This window comes from Streptomyces sp. NPDC055189, assembly GCF_053606765.1.
On record NZ_JBSGSG010000001.1, the window covers coordinates 171,102 to 192,335 of the forward strand.

Annotated in this window: 13 protein-coding genes; 12 read left to right on the forward strand and 1 reads right to left on the reverse strand. The window is 73.7% G+C overall.

Annotation, left to right across the window (positions count from 1 at the left end):
• Nucleotides 1–327: 327 nt before the first annotated feature.
• From ACWFR3_RS00820 to ACWFR3_RS00875, 12 genes are all read left to right on the forward strand, one after another.
• On the forward strand, nucleotides 328–3,741 hold the full coding sequence (locus ACWFR3_RS00820) for a CHAT domain-containing protein (protein WP_453732337.1): 3,414 nt from the start codon (nucleotides 328–330) through the stop codon (nucleotides 3,739–3,741).
• Complete coding sequence (locus tag ACWFR3_RS00825; protein WP_453732338.1) at nucleotides 3,725–4,408, forward strand: hypothetical protein; 684 nt, start codon at nucleotides 3,725–3,727, stop codon at nucleotides 4,406–4,408. Before ACWFR3_RS00820 ends, ACWFR3_RS00825 begins: the two co-directional genes overlap by 17 nt.
• Nucleotides 4,408–5,124, forward strand: coding sequence for an RES family NAD+ phosphorylase (locus ACWFR3_RS00830; RefSeq protein ID WP_453732339.1), 717 nt, complete (start codon nucleotides 4,408–4,410; stop codon nucleotides 5,122–5,124). The genes ACWFR3_RS00825 and ACWFR3_RS00830 overlap by 1 nt, the downstream gene beginning before the upstream one ends.
• 15 nt (nucleotides 5,125–5,139) lie before the next feature.
• Nucleotides 5,140–6,264, forward strand: a complete 1,125-nt coding sequence (locus tag ACWFR3_RS00835; RefSeq protein WP_453732340.1) for a macro domain-containing protein — start codon at nucleotides 5,140–5,142, stop codon at nucleotides 6,262–6,264.
• A 461-nt stretch (nucleotides 6,265–6,725) separates the two neighbouring features.
• Nucleotides 6,726–8,639, forward strand: a complete 1,914-nt coding sequence (locus ACWFR3_RS00840) for a hypothetical protein (RefSeq protein WP_453732341.1) — start codon at nucleotides 6,726–6,728, stop codon at nucleotides 8,637–8,639.
• 41 nt (nucleotides 8,640–8,680) lie between these two features.
• Nucleotides 8,681–9,901 carry a hypothetical protein gene (locus ACWFR3_RS00845; RefSeq protein WP_453732342.1) on the forward strand — a complete coding sequence of 407 codons (1,221 nt, stop codon included), beginning with the start codon at nucleotides 8,681–8,683 and terminating at the stop codon, nucleotides 9,899–9,901.
• Entirely contained in the window at nucleotides 9,898–12,402 is a 2,505-nt protein-coding gene (locus ACWFR3_RS00850) for a hypothetical protein (RefSeq protein ID WP_453732343.1), read from the forward strand. The genes ACWFR3_RS00845 and ACWFR3_RS00850 overlap by 4 nt, the downstream gene beginning before the upstream one ends.
• Nucleotides 12,399–13,787, forward strand: coding sequence for a sugar kinase (locus ACWFR3_RS00855; protein ID WP_453732344.1), 1,389 nt, complete (start codon nucleotides 12,399–12,401; stop codon nucleotides 13,785–13,787). The genes ACWFR3_RS00850 and ACWFR3_RS00855 overlap by 4 nt, the downstream gene beginning before the upstream one ends.
• Nucleotides 13,784–15,358 carry a vWA domain-containing protein gene (locus ACWFR3_RS00860; protein ID WP_453732345.1) on the forward strand — a complete coding sequence of 525 codons (1,575 nt, stop codon included), beginning with the start codon at nucleotides 13,784–13,786 and terminating at the stop codon, nucleotides 15,356–15,358. The genes ACWFR3_RS00855 and ACWFR3_RS00860 overlap by 4 nt, the downstream gene beginning before the upstream one ends.
• Complete coding sequence (locus ACWFR3_RS00865; protein ID WP_453732346.1) at nucleotides 15,355–16,056, forward strand: 4Fe-4S single cluster domain-containing protein; 702 nt, start codon at nucleotides 15,355–15,357, stop codon at nucleotides 16,054–16,056. Before ACWFR3_RS00860 ends, ACWFR3_RS00865 begins: the two co-directional genes overlap by 4 nt.
• A complete protein-coding gene (locus ACWFR3_RS00870) occupies nucleotides 16,053–17,522 on the forward strand; it encodes a hypothetical protein (RefSeq protein WP_453732347.1) in 1,470 nt (489 codons plus the stop codon). The genes ACWFR3_RS00865 and ACWFR3_RS00870 overlap by 4 nt, the downstream gene beginning before the upstream one ends.
• Nucleotides 17,519–20,191 carry an AAA family ATPase gene (locus tag ACWFR3_RS00875; RefSeq protein WP_453732348.1) on the forward strand — a complete coding sequence of 891 codons (2,673 nt, stop codon included), beginning with the start codon at nucleotides 17,519–17,521 and terminating at the stop codon, nucleotides 20,189–20,191. Before ACWFR3_RS00870 ends, ACWFR3_RS00875 begins: the two co-directional genes overlap by 4 nt.
• On the opposite strand, the gene ACWFR3_RS00880 is transcribed toward ACWFR3_RS00875, so the two are convergent.
• Nucleotides 20,172–21,158, reverse strand: coding sequence for a hypothetical protein (locus ACWFR3_RS00880; RefSeq protein WP_453732349.1), 987 nt, complete (start codon nucleotides 21,156–21,158; stop codon nucleotides 20,172–20,174). The genes ACWFR3_RS00875 and ACWFR3_RS00880 overlap by 20 nt on opposite strands.
• Nucleotides 21,159–21,234 lie beyond the last annotated feature (76 nt).

Sequence of the window (21,234 nt, forward strand, 5' to 3'; positions counted from 1 at the left end):
GTGTGATCAAGAATCACGTACCACATGTCGCTTTCCTTCATGAAGCCCCCTTTAATTCCCTCTTCGTGGCACCGTCGCACGCCACCCTGCGGCCGAGTCGGCCACCTCCGGCACCACCTGCGAGACCAACTCCCGTAGTCCATTACGGACCAGACGTTCAGTCAGCAACACGACATCACGCGCGAGGTGCCGCTGCAGGTGCGGGTCGAACTGGGTGTGTCCCGGGCGCCTTGTGGTCAATGCCGGGGATCTCGTCGCCCCGTGTCCGGGGGATCGGCATAGTGGAGTCGTTGTGGCGGTCCGGGCTTCGGGGGAAAGGCGGTGCGGGTGGGCGACGAGGAGAGCGGCGGAGTTCAGGGGCTGCGCGCGTGGGCGGCGGAAGCGGCGGAGCGGGTCAGGAAGCTGGTCCCGGCGATGGGGGCGCAGGCGGTGCCGCCGAAGGTGTACGACGATGCGATCGCCGAACTCGACCAGTTGGCCGCACTGTTGGGCCACGACCTCGGCCTGCGGGGAGCCGTGAACGTCTGGCTGGGCGGGGCGCTCGCCCTGCGGCTGTCGGCGGGGGCGGGGGATCCCGCCGACCGGGAGCGCGCGGAGCGGCTCCTGCGTGACGCGCGGGATTCGCGTACCGCCATCGGCGCCGCGACCGGGGCGCAGGAGCGGCGCTGGGCGGCGTTGTTCCTGCTGACGCTCCTGACGCCGGTCCGGTCGCAGCCTGGCGTTCCCGGGAACGTGCCCGACCTGGCGGCGTTCTGCGACTGGCTCATGCGGTCCGGGCCCGCCGGGACAATGAGCGCCGCGACGGAGCTGCATGAACTGGCCGACGAGATAGCCGAGTTGCCGCTGCCGCCCGAGTTCCTGGCTCAGTACCGGCGGATGACCGACCTGATGCGGACCAGCACAGGGCCGCAGTTCACCGCGATCCTCGCGGACCTGATGCCGCCCGGCGATCCGTTCGCACAGACGCTCCTGCAGACGATGGGGCAGATGTTCGGTGGGCAAGAGGGGCCATTGACCGAGGGACCGGTGACCGAGGGGTCGGCGAGCGAGGGGTCGGCGAGCGGTGGACAGACCGCGCCGGCGCCCTCCGCCGCCGAACCCGAGGACTGGGCCGCGCTCGGGCTCGGTGACATCCGGCGCATCGCGGCCGCCATGGATGCGGTGGGTGCCACCTCCCGGGGATTCGACGCGATGCTCCAGAGCGGGCATCCTCAGGCCCTCAACGACCTTCTGGGCAAGCTGCGTTCCGTACAGGATCAGCCGCCGCCCGGCCTCGATCCGACGGCCGAGATCGAGGCCCTGAAGGCGCTGCTCCTCAGCATCAGTCCCGGAGTCGGCGGCACGATCCAGGACCGGTCCGCGGGTCGTGCTCACATGGACGCCGTCGCACGCTACTTCGAGGGGTACGACGGGCCGCTGCCTGCGGGGGTCCGGGACCCTGCCGTCGTCGGGCGGGCGCAGGCGCTCTACGCCAAGGTGCTCGACGCGGGCGAGGCGCAGGACACCGAAGTGCTGCATGAACTCCTCGCGCAGGCGCAGGAGTTGGACAAGTCCTTCGCCGAGGGGCATCCGCTGCGCTTCGTCGTGGACCTGACGCTGGGCGCGGCCCACACCCAGCTCGGTGCCGTCACGGGCGATCTCGACCTGGTACGGCTGGGTACGCCCTTCCTGGAGAAGGGCATGGCCGGGGCCCGCACGATCGGCCCGGGGCTCACCGAGGGGATGTCCCTGCCGCACGTGCCCGACTTCGGCCTGCTGAAGACGGCGCTCGCGGGCGGTACTGCGCCCGCCTTCGACCATGTCTCGCCGCCGCCGGATGCGTCCGCGGACGAGGTGTACGCCGCCGCGCTCTCCACGGCCCTGCACTACGGGCTCACCCGCGACCCGGCCGTCCTGGACGTGCTCATCGGGGAACTGGAGCGGGTGCGGGACGCCGTACGCGAGGGGAAGGCGCCGCGGATCGCCGCCGAGGCGCTGTGGAGGCTGGCCGAGGCATACCGGGAGCGCGGCGTGCTCCGTGACGACGTCCAGGACATCAGCGCGTTGAGCGCGGCCGAGGAGGCGCTGACGGCGCTCGCCGCCGACGTGCTGCTCCAGGCCGGTGCGGAGCACGGACTTCTCGCCGCCCGCTCCGGGGCGAACCGGGGCGTGCAGGCCGCACTGTGGGCGGCCTCGCAGGGGCGCCTGCACGAGGCGGTGGCCGCGCTCGAACAGGGCCGGGCCCTGGTGCTGCACGCCGCGTCCACCTCGTCGGACGTGCCCGGACTCCTCGACGCGGGCGGGCACCATGAACTCGCCGGGGCGTGGCGCAGCGCCGTCGCGACCGGGCCCGGTGCGCAGCAGGGCGGATCCGGGCAGGAGGGGGTGCCCAGCGAACTGCCCAGCACCCTGCGCCGCCGCGCCCTCGAAGCCCTCGGCTACCGGGACCGGGACCGGGACGGTCTGCTCGGCACGCCCACGCTGGCCGACCTCACGGACGGGATCGAGGCGAGCGGCGCCCACGCGCTCGTCTACCTCGTCCCCGGGGAGGACGCGGACGCCGGAGCGGCGATCGTGGTGGCGCCCGAGCGCGGCGTCGCCTTCAAGGTCCTGCCGCTCCTGTCGGGTACCGAAATGGGCCCGCTGGAGCGTTACCTGGACGCCACCGCGCTGCGGGACGCGGCGGACTTTGACGACGAGGCAGCCCCCCGGGCCTGGGAGGAGTCGTTGGCGGGGCTGTGCGACTGGGCCCACGACGTCCTCGCCCCGGTCGTCGCCGCCCTGGACGAAGGGCTGACGCGCGGCGGCGCCGGGGCCGAGGAACCGCTGCGGATCGTCCTGGTGCCCTGTGGCCGTCTCGGCATGGTGCCCTGGCACGCCGCACGCAGGCCCACCGCCGGCGGGCATGCTTTCTTGTGCGAGAGCACGGTGTTCAGCTACGCGTCATCCGGCGGGCAGTTCCTGCGCACGGTGCGGCGCGCACCGCGCGACCCGGCGGCCGCTGCGGTCCTGCTCGCCGATCCCACCCTGGACCTGGCGTATGCCGGGGCCGAGGTCATGGCCCTGCGCACTGCCTTCTATCCGCGGGCCCGTTTGTGCGGCGAGGTCTCCGACGTGCCGCAGGACGAGCTGGTCGCCGGTACCCCGGAGGAGGTGCTTGCGCTGCTCGCCGACGGGGCCTCCCTGCTGCACGTCGCCTCGCACGGCTCGACGGGTGTTCGGCCCACCGTCTCGGCCCTGCACCTGGCCGAGCCGATGGGGCAGCCGCCCGCGGCCGAGGACGGCACGGATCCGGGCGCGCTGACCGTGACCCGGCTGCTGGACCGGCCGGCGGAGCGGCAGGAGACCGCCGACGGGCCGCTGGTCGTCCTCAGTGCCTGCCACACCGACCTGAGCACCCGCGACCACGACGAGGCCCTGACGCTCACCACGGCGTTCGTCTCGGGCGGCGCGCGGGACGTGGTCGGATCCCGATGGGCGGCCGACGACGGCGCATCGGCCCTGCTGATGGCGGTGTTCCACCACTACCTGAACACCGAGGGGCTCAGCCCCGTCGACGCGCTCCGGGCCGCTCAGCTGTGGATGCTCGACCCCGGCCGCCGGAACCCGCCATCGCTGGGCGGCGTGCTGCTGCGGCAGGCGGAACGACCGGACCTCGACCACATCCGGCTGTGGGCGGCCTTCATCCACCAGGGGCACCCCGGCCGGACCGGGACGACGAAGACGGACGCAGGGAGGGGGTCGGATGAACGCGAGGGATGACGGCGGGGTCGGCCGGGCGCTCAGGCTGATCGGGGAACATCGCACCGCTGTGCGCGCGGCACTGGGCGACCAGCAATACGCCTGGCTGCTCACCAGGCTGGAGGCGCTGGCCACGGTGGCACCCGAGGACGGCTTGGCGTTCCGCAGGGCATGGCAGGACGTCCGGCAGCTCCTGATGGGGCTGCCCTACAAGCACCCCGCACGGCTGCCCGACTCGGTACGGCTGATGGGCGCGGCGCCCGAATCGGCCGGGGTCGCGGGCGCGCAGGAGGTGCTGGCGCTGCTGCTGGCGACACCTGCTCCCGCCCCGGCACCGGGCATGTCCGACGGCACCCCGGAGGACATCCTGCGCGCGCCGGCCCTCTCCGCGGACGAGGCGCACGCCCGGTGCGGGGGAGCGGCACCGCCGCCCGAACTGATCCGGCTCGCCGACCCGCAAGGCGGCGAGCGCTACCCGCAGTTCCAGTTCCCCACCGGCTGCGGAACCCCGTACGAGATCGTCCTGCGGATCAACCGGCTGCTGCTGGCCGACATCGACCCCTGGGGGGCCGCGGCCTGGTGGCTCAGCGGAAACACCTGGCTGGGCGGGGCCCCCGCGGCGCTGCTGGGCCGACGGCGGGACCAGGAACTGGTCGTCGCGGCCACCGCGCTCGTGGAGGGGGACTGATGACCGGCCTCTTTCCCATGACCAAGCTCGAACTGCGGCCCGTGCGCCATGTGATCCCGGCCGGTACGGAGCTGTGGCGGGTGCACAACACGCGCTACGCGCCGCACCAGTTCAACCCGAACCTGGCGGACCCGTTCGAGTTCACGGACGGCAACCGGTTCGACGGCACACCGCTCGACCCGTACCACTGCCTCTACCTGGCGGACACCGCCACCACGGCCCTCGCGGAGAGCGTGCTGCGCTCCCGTCGGTTCGAACAGCCTGCCGGGCAGCGGCGCATCCCCTACGCCACGGTCGTGCGCCGCTCGCTGAGCGTGCTGCGCACCCGGTGCGACCTGATCCTGGTCTCGCTGATCGAGGCCAAGGACCTCGCCGCGGTCTGCCAGGAGTCGACGCTCCTGGAGGACGAGCGCAACTACGTGTCCGCCCGGCGCTGGGCCAGCGAGATCCGGGCGCAGGCCCCCGACGTCATGGGGCTGATCTGGCAGTCCCGGCACAACCGGCCGCAGCGCGCCCTGGTGCTCTTCCACGACCGGTTCTCGCACTGCGACGGCAAACCGCTGGACGTACGTGGTGGCCGACTCGGGGATCGCGCAACTGGACTCCGACGCGGGGATCGACCGGGCGAACGAGTACCTCGAACCGCTGCGCGCGGAGATCTCACGCCCGCGCCGGGAGTGACGCCCGCGGGCTCGCTTGTCCACAGAGAAGCGTGATGCCATGGTGAGCGCATGGCATCGCGCACCCCTGACCATGCGTCAATTCTCCGTGAGATAAGGGAAGTCCGACGCATCGGTCTGGTGCGACTGCGCGGACGTACGCTGCCGCACCTGGAGTCGGCGGCGCAAGCGGTGGCCGAAGAGGGCTCCCGCGCGCGCGGAGCGAGCATCGAGGCGCTGCTGCGCCGCGCCGTGGCGCTCCTGGACGCGGGCACCCTGCGCACGGCCGCCGAGTACACCCTGGGTCTGGCGCAGGGCACCCGGGACTGGCCGGCCTCCTCGCGCCGGGCCAGGGCCGCCTCGTTGTACGGGGTGAGCGTGGAGCGCTTCCGCAAGGACCACGAAATGATGGTCCTGGGGCAGGTCGCCGAGCACGTCGTACGCCTGGTGGCGGCGCGGGAGGAGCAAGAGGCCGCAGCGGGAGCACCACCCGGCGGCACGGGGGAGTGGGACGTCGTCACGCACCGCACGGTGCGGGTGCTCGCCGGCGGCCGACAGGCCGCGCTCACCGTGCACCTGCACCCCGTGGAGCTGCTGCGGGACGTGGACGTCGTCGTCTCTCCCACCAACGTCCACCTCGCGCTGCCCGAGCCCTACAAGTCCTCGGTCGCGGCGTCGCTGCGGCGGGCGGCGACCGTTTGGGGGGTGACCGGTGACGTGATCGACGACCCGCTCCACGACGAACTGCGCAAGTGGGCCGCCCGGCACGGCACGTCGGGCCGTGCGGTGCTGCCCGGCACGGTGGTGTCCACCGCTTCGGGTGCCCTGGCCGCCCAGGGGGTGCGGCGGGTCTACCACGCCGCGATCGCCGTGCCCCGGGCGGGCACCAACGACTACCACGTGCTGCCGGCCGACGTCACCAGGGCGGTGTCCCGGGTCTTCGCGCTGCTGGCCGAGGAGTCCGGGCACGGCGCTCCGCCGCTGAGGTCGGTGTGCTTGCCGCTGCTGGGCTCCGGCCGTGGCGGACTGCCGCAGCACGTCAGCCTGGGCGCCGTCTGGGCGGCGATCGAGGCGGAGCTGGCGCGCGGGGCGTCGTGGGACGTCCACTTCGTGGTGCACACACCGGAGGCGGCGGCCCTGGTGGAGCGGCTTGTGGCCGGAATCCGCCCGGAAGGTGCCCGGCCCGCGACCGGCTGACCCGCTGCAATAGAAGGACGCCGCTCCTTCCCGGCCACGTGCTGCAAGCGCGTGACCGGGCAGGGCGCGGCGCAGTTCGGGTTGCCGGATCAACCGTCGGGGCGTGCGCCGCCATGCGTGCGACGACGGCGCCGGCCGATGCGGGGCAGGGCGGTGAGCGAGATCGTGCAGTGGTCTGTCCGGACGGTCGTGCCGGTATCGGGGAGCGGCGCGGCGCCGACGGCGACCGGGAGTCCGGATTCCAGTCGTGAGCGCATGATGAAGCCCGCGGGGAGTTCTGTCAGCGGTTCACGGAAGGTGCCCGCAAAAAGATCTGACCTGCCATCATCATGTCTCTCTTGAAAGGGAGTTGGGCTCCTGCCGCGACCGCAGAGGCATGTCCTCGACAGCGGTCGGACCGCGGTGGTGCGCCAGGAGAAGAACGGATGACGGGGGGCTGTGATTTGTATGCTGCCTGTCCGGTGTGTGCCACTCCGGAGGACCGGCGCGATGTCTGCGCGGTCTGCGGCTGGCGCCTCAACGGCGACCTGGTGCTCGGCGCCCTGACGGCCGGGGACCTGGCCGACGCCGAGGGCGCACTGGGCGCGGCGCAACATGTCTGGGACCTGCGGGCGGCGGCCCTCGCCGCACGGGCCCCGGACGAGCGCCGCCGCCTCGAGGGCCTCGTGCGGGGAGGACCGCCCGAGCCGGACCAGGCGCCGCCCCCTGCCATCCCGCAAGCCGTCCCCGCCACGCCCGGGCGCGGCCCGGCGCTCGACGAGCTCTGCCAGGGACGGCCGCAGGAACTGTCGTTCGTCGAGGCCGCGGCCGACGGACTGCACCTGACACGGGTGGGCGTCACGGAAGCCGGGGTCCCGGCGCCCTACGACGCGGGAAGCGTCACCTGGCGCGCGATCCTGCCCGCCTTCGACACCGGCGATACACCGCGCCGCTTCCAGCTCGCGGGCGGCTGCGGCACGCTCCCGCCCGTGGACCGCGGGGAGTTCGACGCCGCCGTGGAGGAATGGCTCACCACGAGCCTGCCCGCCGGCCCCCAGCCCGTGCTCGTCCTGCTGCGGCCCCCGCAGGGCTGGGAGCTGCTGCGGCGCGCCGTCGCCGTCGTGGCGCGCACGCGCGCCGTGCGGCTCGAACTCCCCTGGGACAGCGCGGAGTCGGGCGAACCGTCCCGCGACGCCCGGCCCATGCCTGCGCCCGGGCGAGGCGGGGCCGAAGACGCCCCGGAGCACCGCGCCGCCCCGCGCAGGGTGCGCCGCCTCCTGCGCACGCTGCCGCTCCTGGCCGACCACACCCTGCTCCTGGCCCGTGCCGACCGGGACACCGGGGCCGTGCGCCCGCACAGCCACGTGCTGTTCCCCGCGGGTTCCCGGCTGGGCCCGGGCGAGACGGCGACGACCGAGGTCACCGTGTACGGCGGCACCGCGGTACACGCCCCGCTCTGCCTGCCCGTCCTCGCCGGTACGCCGGCAGCCGACGGGAGCGGCGCCCCGGCGCTGACAGGGCATCAGGTCACGGTCGGGGCGATGGAACCGGCCCGGCTCACCTTCGTGCTGCGCGGGCCGGGCGAGGTGGACCTCATCGCCCCCGCCGGCCACCAGGGCGCACGACTGCCCGAGCCCGCCGTCCTCGACGTGCCCCGGCTGCTGTCCGGGCTGCCGCGCCGGATCGTGCGTCCGCCCCGCCTCGACCTGCTCTTCACCGTCGAACTCAGCGGCGCCGACCGGGCGGAGACCGAGGAACGCCTCGCCTTCGTGGGAGAGGTCGCCGCTCTGCTGGCCCGCAGGGACCACGACGGCACCGCCGTGCGGGTCGGAGCCGTCGGCCACTACGACCACACCGACTACGAGAGCACCTGGGCCAAGGAAGGCATCCTGCTGCGCGCCCCGGTCCTCGCGCGCCCGCCGGCCGAGCTTCCCGCGGCGCTCGGCGGCTGGGAACCGGCCCTGCGGCGGCAGGACACCGTGTCCTCCCTGGAGGACGCGCTGCACCACGTGGCGTCGGTGCCCGCCCAGCCCCGCGGCGACACCGAGGTGTGCCGGGTCCTGCTGATCGTCGGCCGCCGGCCGCCCGCACCGCCCCGCCAGCACGGCCTCGTTCCGGCCTGCCCGCACGCCACGGACTGGCGCGGCGCCCTGACCCGGCTGCGCCGCAACGGCTTCCGCGTCCTGGCCCGCGTCAACGCCCCGACCGGCCCGGCGCCGGACGCGGCGAGCGCACGCGTCGGGCGCTATGCCGCCGAGGCGTGGCAGACCCTCGGCGCCGACGGGGTGTTCCGCCCCGGAACCGACTCGGCCCTGGATGTGGTCCGGGCCCTCGATCCGCCCTGGCGGCACGAGGGCCCGCAGTGCCCGCTCGCCTTCGCCGCCCCGCTCATGTGACACCACCGCCCCGCATCGTGGCCCAGCACGAGGAGAGCCCCATGACCGATCTCTACGACCCCAACCGGCACGACCCGAACCGCGACGAGCCGTCCGGCACGGCACCGGCACCGGCACCGGCACCGGAGGCCAACGGCAACGGGCCGGGCCAGCCCGCAGGACACGGCGAGGGCAGCCCCGGGCCAACGCCCCCCGAGCCGACGCGCCCATGGGCAGGAGCCGACCGGGCCGCGCAGTTCCCGCCCGTCCCGGACACCGTGCCCTCCCCGGAGCCCGCCCGCGTCCCGACCGGCGGCGAGGACGCGGACCGCATCAGAATCGGTCTGTGGGGCGCGCCGCGTTCGGGCAAGACGACGTATCTGTTCGCCCTGCCCATCGCCGCCATGCAATACCAGCGCCACCACGAAGGCGCCTGGAACATCAGCGGCATGACACCGGAGGCCAGCGCGTTCCTCAGCCAGGGCGTCGACATACTCACCCGCCAACGGACCTTCCCCGAAGCCACCATGGGCGTCCGGGATATGGCCTGGTCCGTCCAGGGGCCCAAGAAGAAGCGCAAGTGGGGCGTCGGCAGCCGACGGCCCAACTTCGTCCTCGACATCCAGGACGCGGCCGGCGAGGTCTTCGGCGACGGCCACCCCCAACAGCGGCAACTCGTCGACCGGCTGGCCCGCGCCCAGGGGCTGATCTACGTCTTCGACCCGCTCGGCGACGCCAACGAGGCGACCGAGAGTTTCAACTTCCTCCAGTCGACCCTCATCCAGCTGACCGCGCAGGTCCGCAACCGCCAAGGGCTCATCGACGGCAAGCTCCCCCACCATGTGTCTGTCTGCGTCGCCAAGTTCGACCACCCGGACATCTTCCAGCCCGCCGCCGAACTGGGCTGGGTCAAGCAGGACACGGAAGACACCGCGCTGCCCCACGTGCCCGAGGAAAAGGGCGAGCAGTACTTCCAGTGGATGTGCGACGACTTCCGCGGCTCCAACGCACGCCTCGTACGTGACGCCCTGTACACCTACTTCGACCGCCGGCGCATCTCGTACTACGCGACCTCCGCGGTCGGCTTCCGGCTCACCCCGCAGCACGTCTTCGACTACAACGACTACGTCCAGCCCGTCCAGGTGGACAAGAAGCAGCGCCTGCGCACCTCCCCGGTGCCGATCAACGTCCTGGAGCCGCTGATCGATCTGGAGGAGCGCGTCCACCGCGACCGCAGCCGCGAGCGTCGCGCGAAGAGCCTGCCCGGGAAGAAGCAGCGGTGAACGAGCACCCGGCAGCGCGACGGCTGACCGCGCACACGGCGGTGCTCGGCAAGCACCCGGGACGGACCATGGGATACGCGGTGCTGCGCAGCAGCCTCCCCGCCGGCCGCGCCGATGCCTACCTCTGGCGCGCCGCCGCCACCGGCGCGCCCAGCGGCCACGACGACCCCGACGGCGCGCTGCCCTGGCAGGTGTTCCTCGGGACGGGCGAGACCGGCACCGACCCCGCCTGCGCCCGCGTCGAGACCAGCTGGGACGGGACGTCCGACGGCACCGGCGCCCCCAGCTACACCTGGCGCCTGACCCTGCTCGACTGGACGGCGACACAGCGAGCCGCCCTGACCTGGTCGGGGATCGACCGCGCCCGGCCGGAGTACCCGCAGGACCCGCCGTCCGACGACACCCCGACCACGCTCACCGTGCCGGGCACGACCCCCGAGGAACTGGCCGCGGTCATCGACGAGGTGGGATTCGCCTGGGCGTCCGGTGTGGCCGCGCTGCTCCTGGACGACCGGCAGGTGGCCCTCACCCCTGGCCCCGGACGGCCGCTGCCGGACGGCGCCGCGCGGGTGCGGATCCTCGACGCGATCTGCGCCCTCCTGCCCTACGCCTGCCGCACCTGGCTGAGCGCCGCGACCTGGACCGGCGAGGCGGAGCACGACCTGCGGCTGTTCTTCGCGTCGGCGGCGCGAGCCGGGCAGACCACTGCGGAGTTCGCCGGGGCCCCGCCCCAGCCACCGCGCGACCAAGCCGCCGGCGCCTACCTGCAGGACCTGCAACGCCTGCGGGCCAAGACCCCCGACACCGCGACGCTGGTGGCGCACCTGCTGACCGCCGCGCAACCGGTCACGGCCGCACCCGACCCGCGCGCTGCCCTCGACGTCCTGCGCGAGGCCGATCTCCTGGACCTGGTGGTCCAGGAGATCCGCTCCGGCGCCGGACGCCCGGCCGATGTGGCGCGCGTCCTGGACCGGCACCCGCTCGCATCCCTCGACACCCCGCAACTCGAGGCCCTGACCGCCTACCTGGCCCGCGAGGCGCGCGCCGGCAACGCGCGCGCCGGCGAGCTCCTCGCCGAGCACTGGTCCGGACGGGTGTGCTCCTTCCTCGCCCGGGACGTCCTGGCCGCCGGAGCCCCGGCCCAGTCCTTCAAGCGGGCCGAAGACCACCTGGGCGGCATCCACGACGCCGTCGAGCCGCACCGGGCCGGAAGCTTCGACGACCTCTTCCACGCCCTGGTGGAGGCCGACCCGGAACCCACGCGCGGCTGGACGGGCTCGCTCATCTACATGGCCGAGAACCTGCGGGGCCGCAGCACGACCCGGGCCGACCGCCTCCTGGTGCGCGAACCGGCCGTCGCAGACGCCTGGCTCAAGTGCCTTCTGCAGCACAAGAAGCGCAGCCTCGATCCGCTCGAACGGCTGGTGAGCCGGGCCGGAACCGAGATGTCCGCCGACGCCACCCCAGGCTGGCTGCGCTTCGGGGCCGTGCTGTTGGGCGCGTCACCGGCCGGTGCCACGGCCACGGATGCCGCCGACTTCGCCGAGGCGTGCGACGACGGCTGGCGGACCACACTGGACATCGCCCGGCTGCGGGGACGCCCGCATGTACTTGGCCTGATGTGGCCCGGGCTGTGGCGTGTCGCCCGCCTGGAACGCGGTCTGGGCGACGCCGTGGGGCTCCTCGTGCCGGTCGACGCACCGGTCCCGGGTGCCGTGGCCGCCGACGCGGACCTCTTTGGCGCGGCCACCCGGGCCGGCGGCGAGCCGGGTATGCCCCGCCTGGAACGCCTGGCCGACGAAGCCGAACTGCGCTCCTACGCCTACCAGTTGGAGGACCGCATCGACTCGGACGGGGAACTGCGGCGGCTGACCGTCGACGCGCTCCTGCAGGGCACGCCGGGCCCCAGCGGCTGGTGGGTCATCGAGCGGCTGACGCGCGACCTGCCCGACAGCTTCCGCCACGAGCTGTGCGGGCGGCTGTACCGGAGGCTCACCGGCCAGGACCATCCCCTCGATCACCGCGGCGTCCCGCCCTACCTCATGGATCAGGTGAGCCGGCGCCACGACATGGCGTGGCTGCGCTCCGTGCACGCTTTCCACACGGCGGTGCAGGAGCCCGATTCCTACGAGGCCGCGGCCCGTGTCCTGCTGGCCGCCGCGCCCGACGGACGGCTGCCCGCGCAACTGTCCGATGCGGTCGCGGACTGGACCATCAAGCAGGGCCCGTACTGCCTGGAGCAGGTCGCCCACTACATGGACGGCCTCGCCACGGGCCTGCCGGGGGTGCGGATGTACGGGTTCCTCGTGCGGGGCGACCGGCACGAGGGACTGCGCCGGCTGCTGGCCGACTACAGCCGGGATCAGCAGACCTGGCACACGACCGTCCTGGCACACCTGCGACAGGCGTCCAACGCGCCGCGGCCCACGGCCGTCGGCGGCGACGCACGCCGGGACAGCCGCAGGGGGCTGGGCCGGCTCCTGCCGCGGAGGGACCGATGACGCCGCCCGCCGCTCCCGCCATCGCCGTCGACGTCGGCTCGCGCTTCCTGCGCGTGGCCCGGGCCGACGCGGAGGGGCCACCCCGGCTGGTGGACCTGCCGGGAGGAGTGCCAGGGCAGGGCCTGCCCACCCCGGCCGCGCTGCGCGAGGACCGCGACGCCGCCCTGCGCCTGGTCTGCGCCGCCTACCGCGAGCACTGCGGGACACCCCAGAGCCTGGTCCTCGTCGTGCCGCCAGGGGAGCAGGAGCGCCCGGCCCCGGACGTCGGGGCGCCGCGCCCCCGCCTCCTCGGCGCGCCGCACGCCGTACTGGCGCTGCTGCGCGATGCCGGCGAATCGCCCGCAGGGCCGCTGCTGATGTGTGATCTGGGCGCGTCGGGGATCGACATCGAGCGGTGCGCCCCGCTGGGCACGATGGTGGCCGTCTCCCGGGTGACCCGCTACGAACCCGGCCCCGCCGGCTACGGCGCCGCGTTCGACGCGGCGGTGCTGGAGGGGGCGGGCCTGGCCGACGACCATCCGCAGGTGCTGCGCGCACTGAGCCTGGCCAGAACCGAAAACGCCCGGCGGACGGAGGCCGCGCTCGACCAGATGGCCCGGCGCCCGGACCGCGCGGAGCGGTTCGCGGACACCGTGGTGCACGAAGTGGCAGGCCGGGAGATCACCGCGGGCATCGTGCACCGTGCCCTGTCCCGGCTCACCGGGGGACTCGACCGGGCTCTGGCCGATGCCCGCCCCGCCCCGGACCGGCTGCCCGTGATCGCCGTGGGCGGCCCGGCCCGCTCGGGAACACTGATCCGTCACCTGACCGAACGCCTGGGCCCGGCGCTGGCGCTGCCCGATGGCACCGACCCCGCCTGCGCCGCGGTACTCGGCGCCGCTCTGGTGGCGGCCGGACGGACCGACGCCGCCGACCGCTACCCCTACGCCGTCGCCGCGCGCGTGCACCGCACCGTCGCCGGACGACCCCGGGACGGCGAATTGCTGATCAGCCCGCCGAGCACGCTGCTGCCCGGCGGAGCCACCGTGTTCGCCGAGGACGGCGGGCAACGGGTGCGGCTCAGGACCGCCCCGGCCGCGGGCGGCGGCCCACGCGAGGTCAGCCTCGTGGTCCGCGACACCGGAGCGGGCAGCGCCGTGCCCGCGGCGACGGTGATGGTGCCCGCGATCGCCGACGTGTTCCTGCACGTAGGACTGCGCGTCACGGACGACGGGACCGCCCGCCTGGTCCTGCGGCCGCTCGGACAGAGCCAGGACGACGCGCACCCGCCCGCCCCGCCCACACCCCAACTCACGCCCACCGAAATCCCGTTGGGCGCCCTGCCGGTCGACGCGCGGGCCGCGCGGACCGACCGCCCGCCCGACACCGGAGGAGTCCGCACGTGAAGCCATTTACCTGGTCACCGCGAGCCACGACCGCGCTGCGCCGCGCGGCGGCCGTGACCGCCGCCCTGCTGGTCGGCCTGCCGGCGGCGGGCGCCCCGGCGACGGCCGCCGACGGGCCCAGCCGGGACGAGGTCTACCGGGAACTCGGCGTGGCCGAACAGCCCGTCGACTACGTCATCCTGGTGGACACCTCCGGTTCGATGAAAGCCAAAGGCCGCTACGACACCGTGCGCAAGACCCTGCGGACCTTCCTCGGCGGGCTCAACCGCACCGACCACGTCGCCCTGGTCACCTTCGACGACCGGCCCGAGGCGCGATACATCGGATCGGCCGCTGACCCCGCGGCCATCGCCGCCAAGCTGCCCGACAAGCCCGACGCGAACGGCGGCACCGACATCGGCGCCGCCCTCGACCAGGCCCTGCGCGAACTGAAGCGGGACGACGCGGCGCGTGTCGCCTCGGTGGTCATGCTCACCGACGGCAAGCACCAGCCGCCGAAGCGCACCGCCTACCCCAAGTCGTCCGGCCCGCCCTGGAAGGCCCTGCACAAGCGCGCGGAGGCTCTCGCCAAGGGCACCGAACTCGCCGGATACGCACTGCCGCTGGCCTCCGGAGCCAGCGGCGCCGACCGGCTCGGGGACGTCGTGGACAACACGACCGTCCTGCGCCCGGGCAGCATCCAGGACCTGGGCCGCTATCTCCAGCGGGCCGGGGACAACACCCGGGCCCGGTCGGCGGCGAACCTGCTCGCCGAGGACAAGGGCAAAGGCGTCACCGCGTCCTGGAAGCCGACCGGCACCCGCGACCTCACCGACGGCTCCGCCACCGCTTCGATCACCTTCCGCTCGGCGACCGCCCGGGTGCCGCTCACCGTGAGCGACACCCGCGTCTCGGCGGCCGGTGTCGCGCTCGACGTCAGCGGGGTGCCGCGGCAACTGACCCTCAAGCCGGGCGAGTCCCGGACCTATCCCGTACGTCTGGAGGGCAAGCCCGGCGGGGGCGGGCCCTTCCGGCACACCGAAGAAGCCTCGGCCGCGCTGCGGGTGAGCGGGCAGGTGTCGACACCGTGGCGCACGGCCCTGGCACCCGACGTGGACCTGAAGGTGCCCGCGGCGGCGGGGATCACGGGCGACCCCCTGCGCGTGCGCGCCGACGTCGGCTCGGCCCTCCTGCTGCCGGGAATGCTGCTGGTCCTCGCCGCGGCCCTGGTGCTCGGCGCGCTGCGCTGGCGCAGCGTCAACCGCCCCGCCCTGACCGGCGTGCTGGCCACCGCACCCGTCTTCGGAAACGGCATCCCCGAACAGATCCCGCTCACCGGGCGGCGCGTGACGTTCCGCCCGCGCGGCGGCGGACACGGCACCGTGCACGGACACCGCCGCCGCACCGACCGGGGACCGAGGGTGGACCTGATGATCCGGTATGTGCCGGACGGTGCGAGCGGCCGACCGGACCGGGTGGTCTGTGCGCCGGGCGCCAGGGCCGTGGTCGGCGGCCTGTCGTTCACCCACCGCCTCGACAGCCCGGCAGCGGGACCGAGTTTCGCCGGCGTCCGTCCCGAGGGCCCGCGGTGACCGGGCAGCAGCCGCTGAACGTGGCCGCCACCCACGTGGGCACCCGGGCGCTGGGACCCGGAGTGCGTTCCGTGGTGTGGGTGCAGGGCTGCCCCTTCCACTGCGCGGGCTGTCTCGCCCCGGAGTGGATCCCCGACCGCCCGGCCCGCCGGGCGGACCCCGAGGACCTGGCGGCCGAACTGCTCGCCGATCGCCGCGTCACCGGAGTGACCCTCTCCGGCGGCGAACCCATGGCACAGGCCGCAGGCCTGGCCCGCCTCGTCCGCCGCGCCCGGCAGATCAGAGACGTGTCCGTGATCTGCTTCACCGGGCACCGCCTGGAACGGCTGCGCACCCGGCCGCCCTCGCCCGGCGTCACCGAACTGCTCGCCGTCGTCGATGTCCTGATCGACGGCCTGTACGTGGCCGCCCGCAACGACGGGCGCGGTCTGCGCGGCAGCAGCAACCAGCGCGTCCATCACCTCACCCCGCGCCTCCTGGACAGCGGCTACGACTTCCAGGGCCGCGCACGCGACGTGGAGATCGCGATCGACGGCCGCGAGGCCCTGCTGGTCGGGGTGCCGCCGCGCGACCTCCCCGCCGCCTTCGAGCGAGCGGTCGACACGGTCCGCGCCCGCACGACGGGCCCGGACCCCCATCGTTCCGGTGCACATCCGCAGGAGTCCGGTGCACATCCGCAGGAGAAGGGGCAGTCATGAGCGGCAGGAAACTGATCCAGATCGACCAGTCGGAATGGCACCGTCTGCAGCACAGGGCACGCCAGCTCCAGGCCGTCAAACGGGACATCCCGCGTCTGGTCAAGGACGTGCGCAAGCAGACCAAAGCCGATGTCGACAAGGCGTTCTCCAGGGTGCGGGCACAGCAGCGCCGCCAGGACGAGGCGATCGGCAAGCTCAGCGACCGGACCCGGCAGATGGAGGCCGACACCACCCGCAAGCTGAGCGAACAGGCCGAACGCCTGCACCAGGACCTGCAGGAGACGGCCGGCCGCATCGAGGAGCACACCCGCCGGCGCCTGGAGGAACAGCGCCGGGAGACCGAGCGCGCCCTCGCCGCGGAGCGCGCCGAACGACGGGCGGAGACCGCGCGCCTCACGCAGGACATCGACGTGCTCAAGGCCGACCGGGCCCACGCCGAGGACACCGCGCGCACCTGGCTCGCCGACGCCGACACCATGGCCGCACTCATCGAGGAGGCACTGCCCCACGACCGCTACGCCCCCGGCCGGCTCGACGGGCTGCGCCGACGGGTCGCCACCGCCCGGGGCACGGCGGGCGAGGGCCGTTTCGATGCAGCGCTGGCCGTCGCGCAGGAAGCCTTCCACGAACTGAGCGACCTGCGGGTGGAGATCGAGCAGCGGGAGCTCCAGCGCTGCCTGGCCCAGCAGGAGGCCGTGGAGGCCCTCGTCCAGGTGCAGTCCCTGGCGGAGGACAACCGGCACCGCCCCGTCATCGGACCCGACGCGCAGCCCGTCGCCGGGTACTCGCTGGATGTCGTGCACTGGTCCCGGGGCGAGTTCGACCAGGTCCTCGCGGACACGGCCGCGGCGCTCGACCGCGCCCGCGACCCGCACACCGACGTGACGGACCTGCACGTCCTGCGCGACGAGGAGGCACCCCGGCTCGAACGGGGCCTGGGCGAGGCCGTGGAGAAGGCCGGGATGCGCCAGCTCGCCTCGCAGCTGCGCGTCAACCTGGCCGACGTCGTGGCCCGCACCCTCCACGACATCGCCTACTACGACCTCGTCGAGGAAGAGTCCGGGTACGCCGCCGACGACCCCCGGGAAGCGTTCCACGCCCGCCTGCGCAACACCGCCTCCGGCAACGAGATCAGAGTCGAGATCGCCCAGGCCGACGAGGACTCGGACCGGACCGTGATCCGGGTCGAGTCCAGCGACCACGACACCACCGCGGAGGCCGAACTCCGCAGCCGCGCCGATGCGGTGTACGCGGCGCTGCGGGAAGAGGGCGTGCCAATGGGGGTGGAGCCCGCGCGGCCGGTGCCTGATCCGGGCAACGGGGTGCCTGATCCGGGCGAGGCGGTGCCTGTTCCGGGCAAACCGGTGCCCGTTCCGGGCCAGGGGGAGACCGATCCCCTCCCGTGGCAGCCGGCCCGCGGCGGCGGGCAGCCCGACCGGGCCGAGCAGGAGCGCCCCGCCCCATGAACGCGTCCCTGACGAAGGACGCCCCCGTTGTCGCATGCCCACCGGGCACCGAACGGCTCGCTCCGCAGAGCGTGCGCAACGGGGAACCCTTCACGGTCTTCTACGGGCCGGGCGTGGGCGACATCTTCGTCGACAGCACCGGCCGCATCCGCTCCATGGAGCAGTCGATCTGGCGCATGCTGCGATCGGCGGGGTTCGAGCGGATCGTGTTCAGCACCCTGCATGACCCGGTCTACTTCCGCGACCGGGCGTCCTGGGACCGATCCCGCCGCCCCGCCCGCCGCACGGCGGAAACGACCGGCCGCTCAGGGACCCGCGGCATGCACCACACCGGTCTGCGCGGCCCCCTCGGCGGGACGCAGCTCCTCAATGCCGCGCCCGCCGCGGAACCGGCCCGCAACACCGCCACGGGATCGGGGGCCGCCCGCGCCTCGGGGATCTCCGACCCGTTCGGCGTGATGACGCTCACCGCGCACCTGCGCAGCACCACACACCGTACGGCCGTGGTGTTCCCGCACGCGGACGAGTTCCTGCTGCACAACCGGGCTCCGCGCCAGCTGGCCGGGGCCCTGGCCGAGTGGGCGGCCGACGGGGTCGAGGGCAACCAGTGGATCCTGGTGTTCAACAGACCGACCCTGGGCCGGGTGGCCGAGTTCCTGACCCAGCTCGGTCACTGCCCGCAGCTGGAGACGTTCGTCACCCAGCGGCACGACGAGCCCGCACGCGGCGGCACCCACCGCATCGAGCTGCCCAAGAAGCCGGAATTGGAACGGCTGGTGCATTCGCTGCGGCTGCGCAAAGGACTGGGGGTCGAGTGGCGGGACCTGGACCGGGTGGTCCGGGGAATGGCCGGGCAGCCCCAGACCGCCCGGGTCTGGCGAGAACGCCTCGGACAACTACGTCTGGAGGAGAAGACCTTGAACCCTGACTCGGTACGGCAATGGCTGGGCGGATCCATCGCCGACGAGCGCACCGCGTGGGAGAAACTGGCCGCGATGCCGGGCACGGAGGAGCTCGTGCGACGCTTCGACGGCCTGCGCGCGGAAGCGGCGGCGAGCGAGGAACTCGGGTCCCGGGGCAGAGCGTCGCGAACCGAACCGCCCGCCCGGCACTTGGTGTTCACGGGGAACCCCGGCACGGGCAAGACCACCGTGGCCCGCCTGGTCGGTGAGATGTACCGCGACGTCGGCGTGCTGGAGCGGGGACACTGCGTGGAGGCCCAGGTCAGTGACCTGGTGGCCGGGTACGTCGGGCAGACCGGGCTGCGCACGAACGAGCTGATCGACCGGGCCCTGGACGGCGTGCTGTTCATCGACGAGGCGTACGGACTCAGCGACCAGCGGGACGGCTTCGGCAGTGAGGCGATCGACGTGCTGCTCAAGCGCATGGAGGACGACCGGGAGCGCCTGGTGGTCGTCATGGCCGGCTACCCGGACAAGATGACGGAGTTCCTGGACGCCAACCCGGGCTTCAGGAGCCGCGTTCCCGAGACCAACATCGTCCCGTTCCCCGACTACGGCCCCGACATCCTGCAGACGACCCTCCTGAACCGGCTGTCACAGCGCGGCCTGACGGTCGAGGAGGACACGGCACGAATGCTGCGGCAGATCGTGGAGGGAATGCACCGGACTCGCGACAGGACGTTCGGGAACGCCCGGGAAACGCGGTCCTTCGCCGACGCCATCCACTCCCGGTGGTCCGTGCGCGTCGGGCGGGACGTGGAGCGACCCGTGAACGCCGACGACATCCCCGAGACCTACCGCACGCACCTGCCCCGGCCGGCACCGGACCCCCAGCAGCTCCTCGCGGGACTCGACCGGTATGTGGGACTGGGGCCGGCCCGCCGGGAGTTGACGGGTCTCACGCAGCGGCTGCAGATGCGCCAGGAGCGCGAAGCCGGGGCCTTCGACCCGCCGCACCTGCTGTTCACGGGGCCGCCGGGAACCGGGAAGACGACGGTGGCCCGGCAATTCGGGGAGCTCTTTCGTGCGCTGGGCCTGTTGCGCTCCGGCCACGTCGTGGAGGTGACCCGTACCGACCTCGTCGCCGGCTACACGGGGCAGACCGCGGGCCTGGTCCGTGCCGCGGTAGAACGGGCCCTGGACGGGGTGCTGTTCATCGACGAGGCGTACAGCCTGGTCCGGGACGCCGGCGGGAGCGGCGGATTCGGCCCGGAGGCGGTGGACACCCTGCTGCGGGAGATGGAGCACTGGCGCGGTCGGCTCGTCGTGGTCGCGGCCGGATACCCCGACCACATGGAGCGGCTGCTCGACTTCAACGACGGACTGCGGTCGCGGTTCACGGTCAAGGTGCCGTTCCCCGAGTTCTCCCTGGACGAACTCGAAGAGATCCTGCGGCGGCTGGCGACCGAGAACGGCTATGTGATCACCGATGCCGCCCTGGAAGCCGCCCGGCAGTGGCTGCAGGAGAAGCGATGGGCCCACCCGGGGTCGTTCGGCAACGCCCGGGAGGTACGCAAGCTGTTGGAAATCATGGAGGGCGGCAAGGCCGCCCGCTGGAGTGCCGGGGACAAGGGGCCCGAGCTGCTGCCCCAGGACGTACCGGAGCCCGAGGAAGGGAAGGACGGCGGTGCGTTCCCGGAGGGCGGGGGGCGACGGGTGTGGACCGGGTCGGAGTCCCGGCCCGGCTTCAGGCCGAACCGCTCGTGATCTTCGCTTCTCCGTCGCCGTCCGCGGTGTCCTGGTCCGCCAGCGCGCGGCTCAGGGCCCCGTCCGCTTCGGCAAGCCGTCGCTCGACGCTCTCGGTGAGCGCTACGACGTCCTCCAGGGACAGGCCCTGATCGCCCGCCGGCCCGGCACCGTTCGCGGCTGCCGCCGCGCGCAGGGCCCGCGCCAGCTCCCCGTCGGCCCGGGCGTGACGGGACAGGGCGGCGAGCACCGGACTGTGCTCGCTCCGCACCTGCTCCAACTTCTGGCGCAGCGAGGCGAGGTCACTGGCGTGCTCGTTCATCTCCCGTTCGGTGTCCGCCAGAGTCCGTTGCGCGGCAGCCACCTGTTCCAGGGACTGGCGGGTGCGCGGGGCGAGTACGGCGAGCTGCTGTTCGGTCAGGCGCAGCAGGGATTCGGCGTCGGCGCACAGCTCCCGGTCGCTCGTGTCCGGGTCCAGGGCGCGCAGCTCCCGCAGCCTGCCGTCGATCTCCGTGCGCTGCACCTGCAGTGCGTCCAGCTCCGTCACCAGCTGTTCGAGGCGGCGCAGTTCGTCGGCCTCCTGACGCAGTTTCTCGTGCTCCGCGCGGCGACGGCGCAGCTCGGTCTCTCGCGCCTGCAACTCATCCAGCGCGGCCCGTTCCTGCGCCACGTGCTCGGCCGCCGACGTGAGTTCGTCCATCAGGTCCCGCGTGCTCTGCCCCAGCCGCTCGCCCGCCCGCGCCGCTTCGAGCAGTCCGGGCAGCGCGTCACTGAGGGCGCGGGCATCGCTCAGCGCCTCGTCCAACGCGTAGAGGGCGGTCAGGGCGTCGGCTCCGTCGGAGGGCTGCTGCGGGGCGTCCTGCGCGGTCTCGCCCAGCGTGGCGGCGGCCCAGCGCACGGCGTGGCCCAGCACCAGCAGGGCGGTCTCCCGCTCGCTCGGTCCGGCGTCCGTCAGCGCGTCCGCGATCCCCTGCCTGGCTTCGTGCACGGTGCCCCCTCCTGGAGTACTCGACGGGGGCGCCGCGCGGCGCCCCCGGGCCGTACTGATCGCCAGCGTATCGCCG

What these genes read in the sequence shown, in the direction of transcription:
- ACWFR3_RS00830 (WP_453732339.1), top strand. Translation starts at nt 4,408, where the DNA reads ATGACCGGCCTCTTTCCCATGACCAAGCTCGAACTGCGGCCCGTGCGC.
- ACWFR3_RS00825 (WP_453732338.1), top strand. Translation starts at nt 3,725, where the DNA reads ATGAACGCGAGGGATGACGGCGGGGTCGGCCGGGCGCTCAGGCTGATC.
- ACWFR3_RS00870 (WP_453732347.1), top strand. Translation starts at nt 16,053, where the DNA reads ATGAGCGGCAGGAAACTGATCCAGATCGACCAGTCGGAATGGCACCGT.
- ACWFR3_RS00835 (WP_453732340.1), top strand. Translation starts at nt 5,140, where the DNA reads ATGGCATCGCGCACCCCTGACCATGCGTCAATTCTCCGTGAGATAAGG.
- ACWFR3_RS00855 (WP_453732344.1), top strand. Translation starts at nt 12,399, where the DNA reads ATGACGCCGCCCGCCGCTCCCGCCATCGCCGTCGACGTCGGCTCGCGC.
- ACWFR3_RS00875 (WP_453732348.1), top strand. Translation starts at nt 17,519, where the DNA reads ATGAACGCGTCCCTGACGAAGGACGCCCCCGTTGTCGCATGCCCACCG.
- ACWFR3_RS00845 (WP_453732342.1), top strand. Translation starts at nt 8,681, where the DNA reads ATGACCGATCTCTACGACCCCAACCGGCACGACCCGAACCGCGACGAG.